The following is a 19,063-nucleotide window of genomic DNA, read 5'->3' as shown; positions in this document are numbered from 1 at the left end:
AAAGAGATGGAGCTAAAGGTTACAATTCGGTCGCCTAACAGCGTGCTCGTTGCTGAACATTCGCAATCAAGATATTTTAGCTATCCCCTCAGAGCGTTATCGCTATAAAAATGATTAAAACAAGAAAATCCGCCAAAATGGCGGATTTTCTTGTTTTTCTTGTTAGCACGTTTATAGCATACTCGCTTCTAAATGATGTTCTTCAGCCTCTCGTTCCTCTTCCAATAAACTAACTAACACATCCCCTAGCATTTCAACCGTGTTGCCGCTGAGAAGATCGCCCACCATTGGCGCGCAGCCAAATTCGCTGGTAATTCGATTTCGGAGTTTAATGGCCATCATCGAGTCAAGCCCGAGCTCCGGAAGGCTGCGCGACGTGTCGAGAAATTCTTGATTATAGTGGAGCAGCTCAGCGATAATGGCCGTCAGCTTCACCAATACCGCAGCCGCTCTTAATGCTGGCTCAAGCGCCGACAATTTCTCTGACCAGTTAATGGCTTCTTCGATCTGTTGCCCCTCGCTGCGCGCCTTTTGATCAAGCAGATTGAGCAGCGCCGTGTCAGGATATAGCGTACGGACGGACTTCCATTCTGCGGAAAGTACAGCAACTTGGGCAAGTGGTTGACCGAGCAAATGCTCCAGCAGGCGCTCTCCTTCCCCATCAAGTATGCAATCTATCCCATTTTCTTGAAAATGGGCTGCCAAGTTCTGTCTGGTGACCATACCGGACAGCCACGGTCCCCAGTTAATGCTCATCGCCGGCAGCCCCTGGCTGAGACGATAGTGGGCCAGTCCGTCCATAAACGCATTGCCTGCGGCATAATTCCCCTGTCCGGCTGGCGGCAGTAGCGAGGCAATAGAGGAGAACATAACGAAAAATTCCAGCGGCTCGGCGAGTGTCGCTTCATGCAGGTTCCATGCCCCTTTGACCTTCGGTTCATAGGCTTCATCGAAAACCTTTGCCGGCATTTGTCTCAGCAGCATATCTCGAATGGCTCCTGCACTATGGATGACGCCTCGGATTGGAGGATGGCCACTGCCGATATAATTCTCCATAAAGGCTCCCAGGCTCTGCTTGTCTGTAATATCGATGCAAATGGTATGCACATAAACGCCAGCAGCTTCCAGTTCAAGCACAAAAGCGATTCGCTCCGCTTGAACAGCCCGTGTCGCATCATCGAGATTATCCGTCAAATACGCTTTCCATTCGCGCCGATCCGGCAGCGGGTTCCGTCCAATCAGAATCAGTCTTCTGGCGCCCCGCTTGACAAGCAGCCGCGCAGCATGCTGACCGAGCGAACCAAATGCACCAGTAATGAGATAGGCGCCGTCCTCGCGACAGCGCAGAGGAAGTGCCGCTCCAGGAATGCGTGCCGCCTGGTTGAGGCGAAGCACATGGCGTTCTCCATTCCGAAAAGCCAGCTGGTCCTCGCGGCCGGCTTCTTCACTGACAAGCTCCCGAACGAAAAGCTGCGCCGCTTCTGCCGCAGTGGCATCAGGAGCAATATCGCAAATGCCGCCCCAGTAATTTCCAAACTCCTGTGCGATCGATCGTCCAAGCCCCCATACTGCCGATTGAAAGACAGCTGGCGGTTTTCCCCCTGTAAACTCATCCAAACGATGGACAAGTTGTGCACCGCGTGTCAGCGTCCAGAGACGGATCTTCGCCGTTTGCATGGATATGCTCTGCACCGCATAAAGCACAGAGTAGAGGGATAACGATTTGTGCAGGGCATAGTTGTCATTCCCTTCCATCCATGGACTGCTCCAGAGCCTGTTTCCTTGCCCAGCCTCCATTTTATCTGCATGCAAATGTATGCTCTCCGGTTCAGGAAGATCTAAATTCCAGGCATGCACAATGCCGCGAAGACGGCTGCCAAACGCCTGTAGGGCGTCTTTCACCATTTTGTCGTAATGCTGTTTCGTACCAGGGTGTATTCTGCTCCCATTTAAAGCAGGTACAAAATGATATTCACCTTCGACAGCGGGCCTTACGATAACCGCCTCAAAATCCTGTTGCCGCAGTAGTGTGCTTGCTGCCTCTGCCACACCGCTGTGATCGGCGAGAAACAGCCAGACATCCTTCTTTGTCATGCGCAGCGGCGGGTCGTTCAGCTCAGGAGCAGGCTGCCACTGCGGCTCATAGAACCAGCGCTTTAATTGTGCGCTGCTAATCTTTCCTACACCTGCATCCACCGCCTGTTTGACGAAGCCGAGGAACTCGGCAACCAAGCGTCCATCTCCATCATAGATGCGAAGGTCTCCCTTTGTTATCTTATCGTTTCGCTCCGTCAATCGGCTGTGCGCCCATAATTTCCCCTTTACCTTTCGGTAAAAGCGAATTTCCCCAATACGCACCGGCAGACGAAACTCATCTCTTGCTTCCTTTGGCGTCTCGCCTTCAAGCGGGAATTCTGCGGCCAGCAGCGCCTGGAAACAGGAGTCCATCAACTGAGGATGGAAGATGTAATCCTCTGCCTCCGCTGCCGATAGCTCCAGATTTATCTCCGCCCAGGCCTCATCAATCCCAATATAGGCTTGTTGCAAGCCTTGGAACATAGCTCCATAATCGAAGCCCATACGATTCAAAATGCGGTATGCCTGTTCATGCTGCACGGTGCGGTGCATCGTTTGGCTCGCGAGCTTCGGATTCAGCTGCGCCATTGGTGCTACCGGCTGAAGCTGCCTTACACGGCCGGATGCGTGAAGCGTATACGGACTTCCTGACGTATCCGCCGCCGAATAAATTTGGAACGTACCATTCTCCACGTCAAGATAATGCTGGGTAAGCATGACAGTGGAGGGCTGTGGCAGCGTAAGACTGCGGTGCAGTTCAATTTGCTCAAGCGCATAGCCCGTTCCGCCCAATGTATGCTGAGCAGCCGCCATTGCTGCTTCAATGTACGCAGCTGCCGGGAAAACCGTCTGATCCAGCACCCGATGATCGCGCAAATAAGGAAAACGAATGAGGGAGATTTCCCCCTCCCAAGCTGCTGCTGCACCAAGCAATGGACGGCCAAGCAGCGGATGGTCGCGCAGCCCAAGACGAATCAGCCGGATGACCTCCGGCTCATGCCAATAGGCCTCCCTCCGCCATGGATAGGCCGGGAGCTCTGTCCACTGAGCTTGCGGATAAAGTGCGTTCCAGTTCGGCTCAAATCCCCAAACGTAAAGCTCAGCAAGCGACAGCAGCATCGCTTCATGCTCGTCTTCCTTACGGCGGATCGATGAAACCGCCAAGGCACGGCGTGCGCTAAAGCATTCATTTAGCGCACCGGTAAGAACAGGATGCGCCCCGATTTCCACAAAAACCGTACAGCCACTCTGCAGTATTTGTTCAATGGCGGGTGCAAAGCGTACCGGTTCACGAACATTGCGCCACCAATAATTGGCATCTACTGTTTCACCGTCAATAAGTCCAGCTGTAACACTGGAATAAAGTGGAACGGACACGGCTTGTGACGGGATGCCCTGCAGACTGTCCAACAGCTCTTGTTTAATCGCCTTCATGAAATGGCTATGGAAAGGTGCTTGCACCTTCAATTTGCGATTAAATAAATTCCGCTTTGTAGCCAAGGACATAACATCATCCAACGATTGAACCGTCCCTGCAAGCGTGACCGATGAAGGGCTGTTGATCGCAGCAATGCTTACTGTTTCTTCAAAGCCTTCCAATAGCTTCTTCGCTTCCTCATCGCTGGCGCCGACAGCCACCATCCCGCCCATCCCGCTTAAACGCTGCAATAGACGGCTGCGGTGATAAACGATCTGGAGGGCATGCTCTAAGGTATAGACGCCTGCCTCGTAAAATGCGGCAACTTCGCCTGCGCTGTGCCCCACGATAGCATCCGGCACAATTCCCCACGAACGCCATAGTGCGGCCAGAGATATCTGGAGGGCACAACTGATCGGCATTGAAATTTCCGTCTCGTCCATTAGACTATCCACTTCGTCCTTCGCTAGCTCGGCAAGCATCGACCACCCGGAAATTTGTGCAAACAAGCGGTCGCACTGCTCCATCGTCTCTCGAAACACAGGCTCAATCTGCAGCAGCTGCCGTCCCATGCCATACCACTGCGGGCCCATGCCCGAAAATGTCCAAACAAGCTTAGGCCTCACTCCTGGCAGGTTGATACCGGTGATGACACCTTTAGCCGCTTTTCCTTCAACAGCCGCAGTCAGAAGCTCTGCCAGGCTATTGCTGTCTTTGGCAATGCACGCCTGACGGTGATGATGATGCTCGCGGCGTTCACCAGCGCTCCAGCACAGATCATCAAGCGCTAAGCCGGAATCGCTTAGCAGCCGTGTGTAGCTCTCGCTTAGCTGCTGCAGCCCTGCCGCTCGTCGTGTGGATAACGGCAGCAGGTACGAGCGCTGAGAAGAAATAGGAGGAAAGTCCAGTCCCGAACCCTGGCTTGCAAAGCTTTTCTGCTCCATGACAGCTGCTTGATTCGCTATTACAATTGTGTCGACTGTTGCTGATGCTTGCAGCATTCCACCGTGGTGACTGCCTACTTGAGCGGCAAGCATGTATTCCTCTTCTTGCGGCAAAATGCTCTTCTCGTTAATCGACAATTCCCGGACGATCACATGTGCATTCGTGCCGCCAAAACCGAATGAATTGACCGCCGCAATGGCTTCGCCGTCATGCGGAGGCCACGGCTCAAGCTTGACGGGCACGCGGATGCCCCATTCATCAAATCGAATGGCTGGGTTCGGATTATGAAAGTGCAGGTTCGGTGGAATTTGCTTATGCTTGAGGCAAAGCACTGTTTTAATCAGGCCAGCTACACCTGCCGCTGCCTCGGTATGGCCTATATTCGTTTTACAAGAACCGATGAACAGCTTCTCCGATTCCGCCCGCCCTTCTCCATAGGCTGCGGCAATGGCTCGCGCCTCGATTGGATCGCCTACCGGCGTGCCTGTTCCATGCGCTTCAACATATTGCACGTCTGCTGCAGAAATGCCCGCCTTGCCCAGCGTTTTTCGAATCAGCCGCTCCTGCGCCGCGGAACTGGGCACGGTAATGCTAGGTGTATGCCCATCCTGGTTGACGCTGCTTGCCATAATAACCGCCTGAATCGGATCGCCATCTGCTATAGCATTCTCCAGTCGTTTCAGCACCAGCATGCCAACGCCTTCGCCCCGGACATAGCCGTCCGCAGTGGTGTCAAACGTTTTGCATCGGCCTTCCGGTGACAGAAAACCGCCTCTGCTTTCTACCAACGTGTATTGCGGGGTGAAAATCAGCACAACACCACCAGCAACCGCAAGTTCACTCTCGCCCTTACGCAGGCTTTCGCAAGCCAAATGCAGCGAAACAAGTGAAGACGAGCAGGCTGTATCAATGGTCATGGACGGGCCGCAAAAATCATAAATGTATGAAATCCGGTTTGAAATCATCGTGGTCATGCTGCTTGCGGCGGTATACGGCCCGGCGTCCCGCTGAAATGGATCGCCGAATTGCAGCGCGTGGTAATCAAGCGCGAATGCCCCTACGAACACACCAACCTCCCGGCCGCGAAGAAGCTCGGGGCGCTGCCCGCCATCCTCCAGCGCTTCCCATGTAACCTCCAGCAAATGACGCTGCTGTGGGTCCATATGATGCGCTTCATGCGGGGAAATACCGAAAAATTCTGGATCAAACCGGTCGATGGCGTCGATAAATCCGCCGTGCCTCGTTACCATTTTACCCGGCTTGTCGCGGTCGGGATGATAGAAATCCGTGTTCTTCCATCGCTCTGGCGGAACCTCCACGATCGCGTCTGTACCATTTTTGAGCAGCTCCCAAAACTCCTCTGGACTATTCACCCCGCCGGGAAAACGACAGCCCATGCCGATAATTGCAATGGCTTCCTCATTCGTGTGCGTCTGCTCCTTCGCGAACTGTTGATGCTTTTGCTTAGACATCGTGATAGCCTTCCTTTCCAACCTCAAGTCGTTATCGGCGTCCATACCCGAATGGCAGGACTTGTATCTCCCTGCGGCCCTTGCAATAGGCTATAGTCGAGTGCATATATATTCCGCCATTCATCTACGGCAATTTTCGCTGCATTTACACCCTCCGTTGAAGAAAGCAGCGCTCCCTGCGGGCTGTACACGTCAAGCAAATACTGACTTGCCTGATTGCCGCTTCCGGAATAGGACAGTACATACATATTGCCATCCCTATCGATATCCAGATCAATGTACGAAATACCGGACGTCTGGCGAAGCTGCAGCATTGGGGACATAGCGAAATAATTCTGGCCGTTGCCGAACACGTCGAAGGCCTGCAGCCGCTTGTTCCCTGCCTCCAGTACGATGAGGGTACCGTCAGGCGCAGCTGCAACTGCTACAGGCTGCTGCAGCAGTCCGGGTCGTGTCCCCATTCCACCTACCGAATAAGGTCCCGGTGCCGCGCTATCCGCAACCGGCTGTGCGCTTAGCTGCACAATCTGCAGCATGTTTGCGGCTGCGCTGACTGCAGCCGCAAATCCAGCTGGATGAGCGGTCAAATCATCCACCGTACTAAGCGTCAAATAACCTCGGCTTGTTTCCGTAGGAAACTGAAAAACGCCAGCATCTCCGAGTGTGATGTTCCTGAGCGCATACGGCGCCGTACGTGTATCAAAAAACAGATTATCATCGCAATTGTGACCATTTGCAATGGTCGTCATCGTATAGAAACCGCAGGATGCAGGCTTGAGCGAACGGGCAGGCGATGACGAAATTGAAATAGATTGAAGCCTGTACATTTGCGCCCCTGCCCCGCCGCCGCTGCATGGCGCGCACGCCGTGCCTGATGCCCGCCAGCCATACACAAGCGCCGAAGCAGCAGCATTAAATGATAGGCCTGTCAGTTGGCATAGATTGGTTCCGACATTGCTGCAGTCCAGACTTGCAATCGTCGAGGAATCTGCCTCAGCTGCCGGCTGCCAATTGAAACCTGCCTCATCGCTAAAGGCCAGCGCCAGCGCTTGCTGGTAGCCCTTCGCTGCCACCGCCGGAACATTTTCTTGAATAACGATGCTGAGGATGGAGGATGCCATTGCGCTTGCTTCGCCCTGGCCAACTACATTTCCAGAAGCATCGTAAATGTACGCCGTCGCGGATATGGCAGCATTATGCGGTACATTGGCAAACGACGACTTCAACAGCGGATCACTCCATATGCCGTTCATCGATCCACTGCCAGTTTGCACATCGCCATTTCCTGCCCACTTAATCGTATAGGAAGCAGCCGAAAGCGGCCAAGCGCCGTGGACGGGGTCCGGATATACCTCAACCGTTGAAGCTGCGATCATATTTATGCTATAAGCCTGCGTAAACGTTGCAGGAACAGACAGCGTCTCTACCACACCGCTTACTACACCGCTCTGCAGAGAAGACAACATGCCCGCTAGCGGCCAATATGTGCTTTGCGCTGCCTGAATAAGCACATCGTCTTTGTATTTGAGACGCAATGCGGCGAGCAGCTTAGGCAGAGAGCCGCCAAAGAGCAGCTTGCCTGTCTGTGCACAGAGCAGATTGATTGCATCCGACGTTGAAGCGGCAGATGCCAGCAGCCCCGCGTTCTTTTCCAATTCTATTCTAATTCCGCTGTCGCTAAACAACTCGTAATACCATGCGGCTGTCGCCGAAGTATACTCACCAGCGGATTTCATGATCCAAGGGACAGCGTAGCCGAGCACGGCCGAGAAAAAAAATGGCAGCGGATTCGTAACGCTGTTCCACCCAAGCGCGCCCAATGTTCCAAAGGTAAGCCGGACAGTTACTGCTGCTTGCGGAATGTGAAATGACTGCGTCGTCTGCTTGGCAGTGGCAGGCATACCTTCAATTCCGAGTGTGGGCGGCACTAGTCCAATAAACTTCTTCGTCGCAGTTTCAAAGCGCGAGCCTGACTGAAGCCTGGATGTCCATTCCCCTGAGCCAGGCGCTATGACTGCACCGGAAGCATCGAGAAATTCCGCATAAAGACTGTAGAATGCCGGATAGCTATTTTGCAGCACAATTTGGAACTGATTCGATTGAGGGTCTGCGCTGACTGCCTGTACCGTAATGCCGCATTGCGGTTGAAAATTGTCCGCCGTCCACTGAAAACCAGCAGCTGGCGGAATAACAGGCTGATAAGAACCGGCGACGCCCTGCTGAACCGACCATAGCTTATTTAGCAATTTGGCGTCCTGCTTGACGAGTACAAGCGTTCCTTCAATGATTGGACCCGTTGCCGCGGCAGTTGCAGATGACAGCGTATATTGATAAACGGGTTCCGTGCCGAGCTTTCCGATCTGCTCGATTGTGGCCCAGCCTCCGTTAGGAGAAGCTGGACCTTGTTTGCTGAACGCTGTCGCGAGTTCATAAAGCAAATTGGTTTGGCTGTTGATATGGCTGTTGACCTCGGATTGAACTGCCGGATCCGGCGAAGACAGCTCCGGATGCGCCCCCGCAAGCAGAACTGCATAATCCATTGGTGATGGACCGACCTGACTTGCCATTTAATAACCTCCTTGATATAGGTTTATCAGCACCAATGAAACGGGTCCGGCACACAGGCCGGCGGCTTAGGCGGCGCAGCAGCCGTCATCATCTGCTCCCATGTGATGTGCTGTGGAGGCAGCTGGTTCAAATACTGCTTCAGCTTTTGCCCATTAGGACATGTCGTCGTACCGTCCATAACATCCTGAGTCATCTGTGTCGCAGCGAGCACGATTCGAACCTGTTCCATCGTATGGGTGTCATCAGAACGAATCACCATCAGCACCGATCCGTATACATGCAGCGTTTGATCAGCGTTTGCAATAATATAAAATTCCACATAGCCCTGCTGTAATTGAGAAGTACCTGTGCTGATATTGCTCAAATGCCATTTGCTGCCCGGGATGATGACTTGGTCGATGCTTGCAGTGGAGACGAGCGGATATCCTGCGCTGCTGAAAGCGCTTTGAATGTCAGAGGCTAAATTTTTCGAATTAAGCTCTTTGCTCATGGACTGTGGCAAATTAAACAAATGAACACCGATCGGACCGCCGGATACGTATAACTGCGCGTCTATTTTGATTATTGAATAGATCGGATAAATCGGATTAGATGCATTTTTAATCGTCCAGTTGCTGCCCAGCGTTACAGCTGTTACAGTTGCCGCCGGATCCAGCGGATAATGGTTGGTTTGGAACTGGCTGCGCAGCGCAGCAGATATCGTCTGGTTGTCCAGATCGACCGCATACGATGAAGGCAGCGTAAAGAACGGACCTTCGTTTAGCGATACCGCTGCATTCGTTAATACTGCATTCTGCAGCTGTGCCTGCTGGAAGATTGCCCCTTGAATATTGGCAAAAGCCAGCGAAGCCTGCTTCTTGTTAATCGACGGCGTCAAATACGTGCCGTTCATCGTCGTTCCAATTAGATTGGCTGAATCGAGATTGCAGCCGTACATCCGGGCCTGCGAGAAATCCATGCTGCCGAGATTGGCATTGGCGAGATCAGCTTCCTCCAAATCGGCGTTATCCGCTTTTGCCGAGTTTCCGTACCAATTGACGCCTGACATATTGACCGCATACAGATTCGCATCGGTAAAAATGGCATTAGGCATATAGGCCCCCGCTAGAACGGCAGCATCATTGCTTGATACATACAGCCATACGTTCAGCACAGCTCCGCCGTTCGTAATGGTATATACCGTATTGTTATCGGTGATGACCCAGTTCTGGCTCGGAATGCGGACCGTGATGGTCGCTGCGTTCGAAAGCGGATACCCTGCATTCTGAAAAGCCTGACTGATCGCAGATGTGACAGCGCCGCCGTTCAAATCGGAAATGAGCGAGGTGCTTAGCGTAAACGCTTCCTGCTTGGCTCCAAGCTGCGCACCCGTCAAGTTTGCGCCAGTCAGCGTTGCATTGGATAAGGAAGCGCTGAACAGGGCGACTCCATTTTGCAGGGAAGCATTGGTCAGTGTCGCGAAGCTGAGATCAGCGCCAATCAGATTGCTGCCATCCAGCAGCGCACCCGTCAAATCCGCATGCGTGAAGGTTACGTTCTTTAACGAACAATTGTTGAGGCGAACCTTTTGCATGCTAGCTCCCGTAAAGTTCGTTTGGGAATCGATGGTCGCTGTCGTCAAATCCTGGTTGTTTAGTGTCGAATTCGTCAACGTTGCACCGGGAATTTGAATGCTGTCCAGATTCGCCAGCAGCAGATTGGCACCGGTCAGGTCGGCTTTCGTCAGGTTAGAATGAATGAGCACCGTACCATAAAGGTTTGCACCTGCCAAGCATGCTCCTGTCAGGTCAACACCGTCTACAGAAGCACTAGACAGGTTGGCAGATGTAAAATCACAGCCAGCCAGGCTCGCATCGGAAAGCGACACAAATTTCATAGTGGCATTGCTGAAATCGACGTTCAAAGCCGTACATTTATCCAGAATGGCGTAGCTCATTGACGCGCTCGCAAAGCTCGAATTCGAAATAATCGTATCTGGTCCTTGGAATGTCGCTTCAAACAAGTTGCAGGAGTCTAAATTTGCACCGCTAAGATTGGAGCCGGAAAAATCAATTTGGCTGAGGTCAGCTTTAGCTAAATAAGCCCATGACAAATCGGCCGAATGAATAACCGAGGCCTGCTGAATTTGCACCAGCCCCGGTGTGATTGACTGCTGATGGAATAAAGCCGTCGCTGGCGGATTGTCGACCGCTACTCTGCTAATCGTGCCTCCGCTCATATTGACGTCATACTGTGTGCCCGATACTTGCTCGACTAGCAAGACAGCATCGCCGCTTGAAACTAATGTAAACCGTGCAGGAGCCCCGCTCCGATCCTCTGTTGCCGCATAGCTGCTTCCAGCATAGACAACATATTTGCCATTATTGGCCTGGAGCCAAAAACCGGTGCCGATATCCCCATAAGCGTTGAAGCGCTGGTCAGGAGAGACGGCGGAAGCCTGGACGGCCACCAGTTGAGAGGTAGAGCCATCCAGGCTAATAGATGTGCTTCCAGCTGTATCGCTGAATATCCATTTTCCGATAAATGTCATCATGGTCGAGGACATTCGTATTCCCCCCGCCGATTGTTAATTAAATTTGACTGGCTTCCTTGATGGAGACGCTGCCGTTAATTCCTGAATTTCCGTTCACGCCAGGTGCTCCGTTCGTTCCGGAAGCACCATTAACCGCATTGGACGGGTTTTGCCCCGGTGCCGTGCCATTCACTCCTCCTACGCCCCCAACGCCTGCAAAGCCCGCACTGCCTCCTTGCCCGCCAATAGCACCGTTTGATTGGGCGATAAACGGCACGTTAAGTGAGGCGCTCACATAAGTGACGGTAATATCGCCGCCGTTTCCGCCATTTCCGCCATTCCCCCCGCTTCCGCCATTGCTGCCGTTTCCGCCATTTCCACCCATTGCTGGGGGGATGGAGCTGGAGCATTTCGCATTCTGCTGGCCGGCGTTGCCGCCATTGCTGCCATTGCCGCCGTTGCCACCACTACCGCCATTACCGCCTGCACCACCTGCGCTAAAGATCGTAATCGGGCTCTGAGAAACAATGGATTGGCACTTCAAAAAGAAAGCGGAGGCTGAGGCGCCTGCGCTGCCCTGCTCGCCATTTTGACCCGAGGATACCGCATTCTGGCCTTGCTGACCATTCGTAGCACTGGTACAATGCGGTGTATCCTTTTTGTTATACGTCCCGTTCATGCCGTTGCTGCCGCTTGTGGCGGCACTCTCGCCCTGCGTGCCATTCGCTCCATTGATTCCGGTTGCGCCTTGAATGACAATATCGTAGCTTGCGCTCATGATCTGCTGACCTCCTTCTATAATAAGTAGCGATTATTGCTGAGGGACGTTGTTGATATAGACCGTTCCGCTCGTGCCGTTTTTGCCATTTGCCCCTGGTGATCCCGCTGTACCGCCACCGCCGTTCGGATTACCTTGTCCACCGTTGCCGCCGTTTCCTGCTGCTCCGCCTTGGCCGCCTTGCCCTTTCGTCGGAACGCCAAGGGAGATAGAGCCATTAGGTCCTAGCGATTGATACGTACAATAAATATTTTGGCCATTGCCCGAATCACCGCCGCTACCGCCGTTAGCACCGTTACCGCCTTGACCTCCTTTACCTTGCGCGCCGGCTGAGCAATGAGAGGTCGAGCTGCCACCATTACCGCCTACACCGCCAGCGCCAGCATTGCCGCCAACGCCGCCAGCACCGCCATTCCCGCCGCAAGACATGAGCAAGATCGGCCCTTGCACAACAGTTAGAGTAGCTTTAACGACTTGAGAGTCAGAGCCGCGAGAGCCGTTGCCGCCTTGCGTGCCCGGATTGCCCGTTCCACCTGTGCCGCCTTGTCCTGCTTGTATGTCACAGGAATTTTTACCGTCAGAGCCTGCACTGCCCTGACTACCAGGATTTCCGTTGCCAGCGTTGCCGCCTGGAGCCCCGCTTTGTCCGTCAGCTCCGATGCTTACAAAGTTGTTAGTCGGCGGTGCATCCGCAAGCATGGCGCCGCCCTCTTCCTGAATAAGCGTATCGACAAGCAAAGTGGCATTTGCTTGGTTAATAATTTGCCCGCCCGGCTGAATCGTAATGGTGTTAAAGCTATAGGTAATTGGATTGTCGCCATCGCCAGCTAGAATAAGTGGATTGCCTGGTGTGACAACGATATCTTGACCTGCGCAGACAGCAAGCTGTGCCGGGAAGAAATGCTTTTGCAGCACCTCTTTATAAGATTGGACGTTTTTCGAGTTGCCGTAGATATAAGTCTGATAGGCATTGCAGACGGCTGATTTTTCCAGTACAGACAGCTCCGAGTAAGTCTTATGGTTGTTGCTTGCATCCCATTCAGCGAGTGCTTCATGATGCTCTTGAAGCAGATTGCTCGCATAATGCTCGTCGGAGTTCCCACCAAATGACTTGAAATCATCAATCGATTCAATCGTTACATATAAAGGTTTAATTGCGGTGTCATGGCTTGGATTAGCCGAGATATACGTGCCGCCTCCGCTCGTTGTAAGCGTTCCTTTTTGAATAATCTCATCGGTCAAATTAAATTTCGCCATAAATTGATTGCGGATATCTTGTGCAGTCAGCATTGTATAGTTCCTCCTAGGTTATCGGGGGTGCCCGTTAGTTTTTAATGAACGTATTGCAGGTGAAAATAACCGGTGCTTCGCAAATGATTTGACCGCCTTGCTCAAGCGTCAGCGTATCGCATGTGACCGACACTGGATCATGTCCTTGAGGGGAAATAATAAGCGGGCTTCCAGCGGAAACAACAATATTCTGAGCAGTGAACACGCTTAGATTCATTGGAAAGTACCGTGCATTTAAAATTTCGCTGTAGCTCTGCACCTCGTTTTGCCGGCCAGCCAGGCAGGCGCGAAGCGCGTCATAAAGCTGCCGCTCATCCAGCTCGGTAAGATCCTGGGTCTTCAAGCCGGATTTGCTTGCCGGCCACGGCTCAGGAATGTCAAGCTCACTGCTGCTTGAATCGTTGGTTCCGATTATCGACTGCAGCTGCTCTAAACTTTTAACCGTAATCTTCTTGGCTGCCAGCGCGGATTCAAAATCCGGCCGAGTAGATAAATAGGTTGGCCCTGACTTATTCCCTGTAGTAAGTGTATCTTTGCTTGCATCCGCTTCGGTCAACCCGAGAAGCTGCAGCGTTTGGCTGAATAGATCGCCCATGTTCGTTCCTCCGTTTCCTCTACCTGTCCGGTTTGCAGTTCCAGCGCCATACAGCTACAGGGTGTAGGTTTGTATGACGCTTAAGCTGCATCACATACTCTTGTATTCCTTCATGGCTGCTATTGATTCGAAGGCTGCTCCTTAAGTGACTGGAATGGAATAGACCTCCAGATTCGCACCGCTGCGGATGACATCATACGTCTGTGTCGAATCGGATACCTTCCAGTAGCCGCTTGAATTTATCGTTTTGATCGTAGTCGGGTTCGCCAGCGTAATACCGTTAGCTGAGAAAGCAGCCTGAACCGCCGCAACATTGGCATTATCGAAGTTCGGCTGGTCGCTGAGCGGCAAATCGAACAGCGGCGGAGTCGGAATCCAATGACTGATCGATGGTTCCGTCATGTTGTTCGGGCCTATAATTGGCTCGTAGTTCAGCGTATAGACATTGCGCCATACGTCAACGACAAGCTTCGCTGCGCTGATAAATTGCGGACTCGTCGGCTGTAATTTCGAATCCGGTGTACGGACAAGGAACGTGCCGTCCGGGTTATAGATGTCCAAAAAGTAATCGCTGGGCTCCTTGCCTCCAGCTACATAAGAAAGCACGTAGAGATAGCCTTTCGCTTCGACCGCTACGTCCAAATACGTGATGTCAGTGCGGTTTTCAGGATTATAAAGCAGCATGAAGGACAAATAGCGGCTGACATTAAGAGTCTGGCTGCTCGCCGCATCGGTGGAGATGTAGTACGATTGCGCACCGTTCCAATCCTCTACCACCCAGATGCTGCCCTTCGCGCGGACATCAACGGTTACATTGTTCAGCACATCGAATACGTTGAGAACCAGGTCGTTTTTCTTAATGTTGTAGACTGCGTTCTTGTTCGGGTCGGTGATCGTCCAAGCCTCGCCAGATGTTATGACGGTGATGTATGTGCTGACCGCATGATTGCTCATTTGATCGCTTTCGTAGGTCAGGAACACACCTTGGACAGCAAACGCATTAATGATGCTGTCTGTGAGCTGGCCTTGATTCAGACTTTCAATCAGCGATTCATCCAGATCAAAAATATGCGTTAGGCCGTTTTCCTGGAACTGAAGCTGCAGCGCCTCTGAGAATATGCCATTATCCAGGTCTGACGCATAGACCGAAGCCTCAAGTGTGAACAGCTTATCCCCCAGGAAGCTGGAAACCGGATTTCCTTTCGTATCGAAAGATTGAATCCGCTTATTAAGCGTTTCCAGAATAAGCACACGACCGTCTGGTGTTACAGAGATAGATTTCGGCCCTTGCAGCAGCCCTTGGCGAACTCCAAGCCCGGATACCATCTGAGCGTCAGGCGCATGCGCATCGTCGGTCGGCGCGTCTGGAATTTGAAGAATTTCCATCTTGCTGTCTTTCCAGCTGACGGCAATGACCGCTCCATCCGGATGAACGACCATCGCGTCGATATTAGACAGGTTGAACCGTCCCCAGCTCTTCAAATTCGGGTCATTCAAACCGAATCCGCTTTCACCGTCCATCAGGTTAACCTGACGCAAATTCATTTGGCTGTTCCGGGTATCGAGAATGAAGTTGTTCAAGCTAACAGTCTCCTGCCCGCTACCATCTGGCTGAAGGCCAAATTGGTCATAGGCGATGTAAGGCTGCACCGTGAATTGAACCTCGGATGACTTGTAGCGCGACTGCGGATCGGCCAGCACCGAGACGTTCTGAGCCATATAACTCTGACCCGAGGCGCTCCATACATAGCCAATCTGGTAAGCTTGGTCATTCAGCGTAATATCGACCGGTTTGCAAATATAATGGCCACCGCTGCTGCAGTCCAGACTGGATAGTGTGGCCGTCGGCAGATCACCGGCATGCCACACATGCTTGCCCGAGTTTTGGTCGTATACGATTTTCTCTTTGTAGTTGTACTGTGTATCCTGAGTAAGCGGCACTAGAATTTCTGTAATATTCTCATCGAGTGAAAGTGAAGAGGAGCCGCTGCTTGGGAAGGCGTCCATCCAATCGCTCTGGTATTTGCCGCATAGCCAGCCGTTGGCTGAGTAGATGCCAGCAGTAATCTGGATGCTCCCGCCGACAGGCAGATCTGCGAAGGTCAGCAGCAGCGGCGTGTTTGATGTTGTAGCAGGCATCTTGCCGCTAAGTACGAAGTTCGTGCCCCCTTTGTACTGCACCGTCACCTGATAATGGTCAGACACGGCAGGCCAAACCGCTGTTTCTAGATTTCCCGGCTCGCCATGGGCTGGATCTGGATGCAGCTTAAAATTCAGATCCATCGTACGGCAAATGTCAATGGAAAGCGTAGCTGGCGAGGACAGAACTTCTCCAGTCGTAACCGCCATTTCCGCAAAGTCGATCGCCATGTTGGCCGCCCGAAGCGCCCAGCCGACAAACGGTACCTCGTCCTCCAGCTCCGCAACCGTGATCTGACCTGTAATATAAAGCGCCAGCTTCTCCAGCCCTTTAGCGAGCAGGATTCCAGCCATAGCGTCCGCAAAGCTGATTAGTACGGATTTCACATTGGTTAAGGCTGCAGCCGTTGTTACGCCACCGCCGACAATTGGAAATGCAACCGCAAGGGCCGCCACGATATTTTCGGTTTCAGACACGAAGTCCTTAAACCACTTGGTGCTCGTAATGGCTGCACCAGCGATAAGGAATATCGAAGGAATACCGTATTGAAATATACCTGTAAGAATGGCGCCTGATGGATCGACATCTCCATCCCATTTTGAGGTGCCTAGACCCCCAAAGAGCAGCTTAAGCTGCGTGGCATCCTCTGGAAAAACGAACGAAAGCGTCGTTGGATCCGTTGGCATAGGGATGCCAAGAATCGTATTGACGGCGGATACGCTAGAGATAAACTTCTTCTTGTCCGTCTCGAACCAGCTGGAAATCGAGGATGGCAGTTGATCTACCCAGCCTGACGGGTTGGAGATCGCATCCCCGTTCTCATTGAAAAACTCCGCATACGCAGTCAATGTGCGCAAATAAGTATTTTTCACTTGTATGGAAAAATTGCCTTTATCGCTAAAGGAAATCGTATCGGCATAAACGCCAAGCCCGTGATGCGGAGTCTCCTCTTTAACTGTCCATTTGAACGACGGGTCTCCGACAGCCTCGAGTGTTGCACGGGATGACGAGAACGATTTTTGCAGCGAGCCCGTTGTGGAGTCTCCATCCTGCTGGTAGGCCGTTTTGCCCTGATTGACCGTCCATGTTTGATTTTGAAGCGAATTGTCGTTGCTTGCACTTTGCATGGCGCCAGTCATTGGGGAGGTTGCATTTTGTACGGTTAAATCTGACCAGCTGTAAATGAGGATCGCATCCCCCGCCTTATGCGTACCCATGTCATAGCCATAAGTAAGCGGAGTGCCGTTCTGGTCAACCGAATTTGTAATTTTAGCCCAGCCGCCAGTTGAGGATGCAGGACCCTGTTTGCTAATGATTGTTGCTAGATTGTACACTTGGTTATATTGGGTAGGATTAATATTTTGAGGTGGTGCGATGTGATCGTTCATCACGATATTCGCTGTATAAGGCTTATTGGAGGATAGCTCCGGATAGTGGAACAAAATCGATGTTGCAATATCCCATGGGCTTAACAAATCTTCCGCATCAAGGTTGACCTGAAGGGCATCAAATGTGTGAGGCTGGGCGACTCCAAGACTTGTCAGCTTGGGATGTAAGTGCAGCGAGTTCGTGGCAAGCTTGCTCTTTATGTGATTGACTCTGTGTACTTTCGGAATGTGAAAGGAAACATGATGCAGCTTGGGGAGGTATACATTCGGATCGTGATCAGGAGAGGTTACACGGATGCGGGTTAGACGATCACTTTGGAACACAGACTCGGATAGTTCAACAAAATGAGTGAATTTCTGTCTCTGCTGTTCAGGTATTAGTGCCAGCGCACTATTGGTCCTAGTCGAATCGAGCAGCGTTTGCGGCGTATGATTGTTCAGCGCATACTTCTTCTGCCCGATATGCAAGGTGAGCGGTACCTCCGTAGAATTAGATACGAGCTCAAAATGCAGAGTTTTGTTCATGGCTTCAGTCTCCTCTGAAAAATTAGTTATTTCCAAAAAACCAGCATTTCTAATCTGACTGTGCCATGTTGTTATGAAATTGGGGTGCGAATACTGACATCCGCCTTCTTCGTGGAAGAGTATTTCAGGTACTAGGAAGGAGAGTCTCTTATCTATTCGCAAGGGATATTATATCAAATTATATCGAATTTTGGAATAAAATATAAAAAATAGATTTGTAAATTTTTCGCTATAATTCAATCTTTACTATAGTTCAACCCATACTCAGAAAGGCGCAAAAAAAAGACAGCCCTTCATGCTTTCCGCTCCAGAAGCGTTTATATTTACATGGACTGCAATACTCGAAGCATCAGCCTATAGGACAAGCTCGGATTGGAAACCTGATTGACCGTACCTGATAAATACAAATCCCTCTCTGGACAATAATACGCAAAAGCCCCCGATAAACCGGAATGTCCGATTAACTCTGGCATTGATCGCAGCGGCGAGAAAAACCTAGGAAGCTTAAATTTCGCGATTCCAATGCCGTACTGTAACGGAAAAAAGATTTTATTCCAAACATATAGCTCACTCAAATATGGTTTAGGAAATAATTCACCTTCAAAAAAAGCCCTCAGAAACCGCATCAGCTCGTCTGCAGTAGAGACAATCCCCCCATCTGGGCCGAAGGATGCCATGGCCTCTGGTATATGCAAGGACGATTTTCTATAATAAAGTGGCTTGGGAGTTTGATCGTGGTTGTTTCTATAGAGGTAGGTTTTAGATAAAGCCAAGGGCTCATAAATGAACGACTTGAAAACATCTTCTAAATTGTTATTCATTACGTTCTCGATAATCTTGCCAAGCAATTGATAGTTGGTATCGGAATATAATGCCTTGCCCTTCTTACCAGGCGGGAAGTGTGGCTTCATTTGCTTTACGTCCTCCATCACCGTCTCGAACGACCATGCATGATCATGTCCAGCGAGTAGTTCAACCTTTAGACTCTTACTGATTTTCCTTTCTTGTTCAAAGTAATCGGGCAGCCCCGAAGTATGGGCCATCAATTGTCCAATCGTAATGTCGTAAGAATATTCGGTGCCTTGGTAGTGATGGATTCCCGAAAGAATCTCCGTGTCTAGGTAACAGCTTATTTTGTCAGTCAGCTGGATTTTCCCCAGCTCTCTCAGCTTTAATATGGATGCCGTTACATAAAGCTTGGTTGTGCTCGCGATAAAGAACGGGTTGCCTGGACTCATATCGCCAGCCGCTCCGGTCCATATCAACTGTTTATTTCCTGATTCTATTCTAAGGACCGTCCCAAATATGTTTTTATTATCTACAGAAGAGACAAGAATGTCCTCAAGCTGCTTGTGCA

8 protein-coding genes are annotated in these 19,063 nt (G+C 51.4%); all 8 read right to left on the bottom strand.

The features are described 5' to 3' along the window. Positions 1-171: 171 nt before the first annotated feature. The 8 genes from AC50YG_RS01820 to AC50YG_RS01785 all read right to left on the bottom strand — a co-directional run bounded on the left by AC50YG_RS01820 (position 172) and on the right by AC50YG_RS01785 (position 18,971). Positions 172-5,910 (bottom strand): type I polyketide synthase, encoded by a 5,739-nt coding sequence (locus AC50YG_RS01820; protein WP_494824268.1) that lies wholly within the window; start codon positions 5,908-5,910, stop codon positions 172-174. 23 nt (positions 5,911-5,933) lie between these two features. After that, entirely contained in the window at positions 5,934-8,477 is a 2,544-nt protein-coding gene (locus AC50YG_RS01815) for an NHL repeat-containing protein (RefSeq protein WP_494824266.1), read from the bottom strand. A gap of 26 nt (positions 8,478-8,503) precedes the next feature. After that, complete coding sequence (locus AC50YG_RS01810; RefSeq protein ID WP_494824265.1) at positions 8,504-11,023, bottom strand: pentapeptide repeat-containing protein; 2,520 nt, start codon at positions 11,021-11,023, stop codon at positions 8,504-8,506. 25 nt (positions 11,024-11,048) lie between these two features. Further along, a complete protein-coding gene (locus tag AC50YG_RS01805) occupies positions 11,049-11,768 on the bottom strand; it encodes a hypothetical protein (protein ID WP_494824262.1) in 720 nt (239 codons plus the stop codon). A gap of 33 nt (positions 11,769-11,801) precedes the next feature. After that, positions 11,802-13,058 carry a hypothetical protein gene (locus AC50YG_RS01800; protein ID WP_494824260.1) on the bottom strand — a complete coding sequence of 419 codons (1,257 nt, stop codon included), beginning with the start codon at positions 13,056-13,058 and terminating at the stop codon, positions 11,802-11,804. A 34-nt stretch (positions 13,059-13,092) separates the two neighbouring features. Next, the gene (locus AC50YG_RS01795; RefSeq protein WP_494824258.1) at positions 13,093-13,653 is read right to left on the bottom strand and encodes a hypothetical protein; all 561 of its coding nucleotides are present in this window, start codon (positions 13,651-13,653) and stop codon (positions 13,093-13,095) included. Positions 13,654-13,794: 141 nt separating this feature from the next. Then, a complete protein-coding gene (locus AC50YG_RS01790; RefSeq protein ID WP_494824256.1) occupies positions 13,795-17,706 on the bottom strand; it encodes an NHL repeat-containing protein in 3,912 nt (1,303 codons plus the stop codon). A 323-nt stretch (positions 17,707-18,029) separates the two neighbouring features. Continuing rightward, positions 18,030-18,971 (bottom strand): serine hydrolase domain-containing protein, encoded by a 942-nt coding sequence (locus AC50YG_RS01785; protein WP_494824254.1) that lies wholly within the window; start codon positions 18,969-18,971, stop codon positions 18,030-18,032. Positions 18,972-19,063: the final 92 nt, after the last annotated feature.

The organism is Paenibacillus sp. J31R34 (assembly GCF_059383715.1).
This window is presented reverse-complemented; position numbering and strand designations above follow the sequence as displayed.

Bases quoted from the DNA above. Each gene is read 5' to 3' on its own strand.
- AC50YG_RS01820 (WP_494824268.1), bottom strand. From the start codon at position 5,910: ATGTCTAAGCAAAAGCATCAACAGTTCGCGAAGGAGCAGACGCACACG.
- AC50YG_RS01815 (WP_494824266.1), bottom strand. From the start codon at position 8,477: ATGGCAAGTCAGGTCGGTCCATCACCAATGGATTATGCAGTTCTGCTT.
- AC50YG_RS01810 (WP_494824265.1), bottom strand. From the start codon at position 11,023: ATGTCCTCGACCATGATGACATTTATCGGAAAATGGATATTCAGCGAT.
- AC50YG_RS01805 (WP_494824262.1), bottom strand. From the start codon at position 11,768: ATGAGCGCAAGCTACGATATTGTCATTCAAGGCGCAACCGGAATCAAT.
- AC50YG_RS01800 (WP_494824260.1), bottom strand. From the start codon at position 13,058: ATGCTGACTGCACAAGATATCCGCAATCAATTTATGGCGAAATTTAAT.
- AC50YG_RS01795 (WP_494824258.1), bottom strand. From the start codon at position 13,653: ATGGGCGATCTATTCAGCCAAACGCTGCAGCTTCTCGGGTTGACCGAA.
- AC50YG_RS01790 (WP_494824256.1), bottom strand. From the start codon at position 17,706: ATGAACAAAACTCTGCATTTTGAGCTCGTATCTAATTCTACGGAGGTA.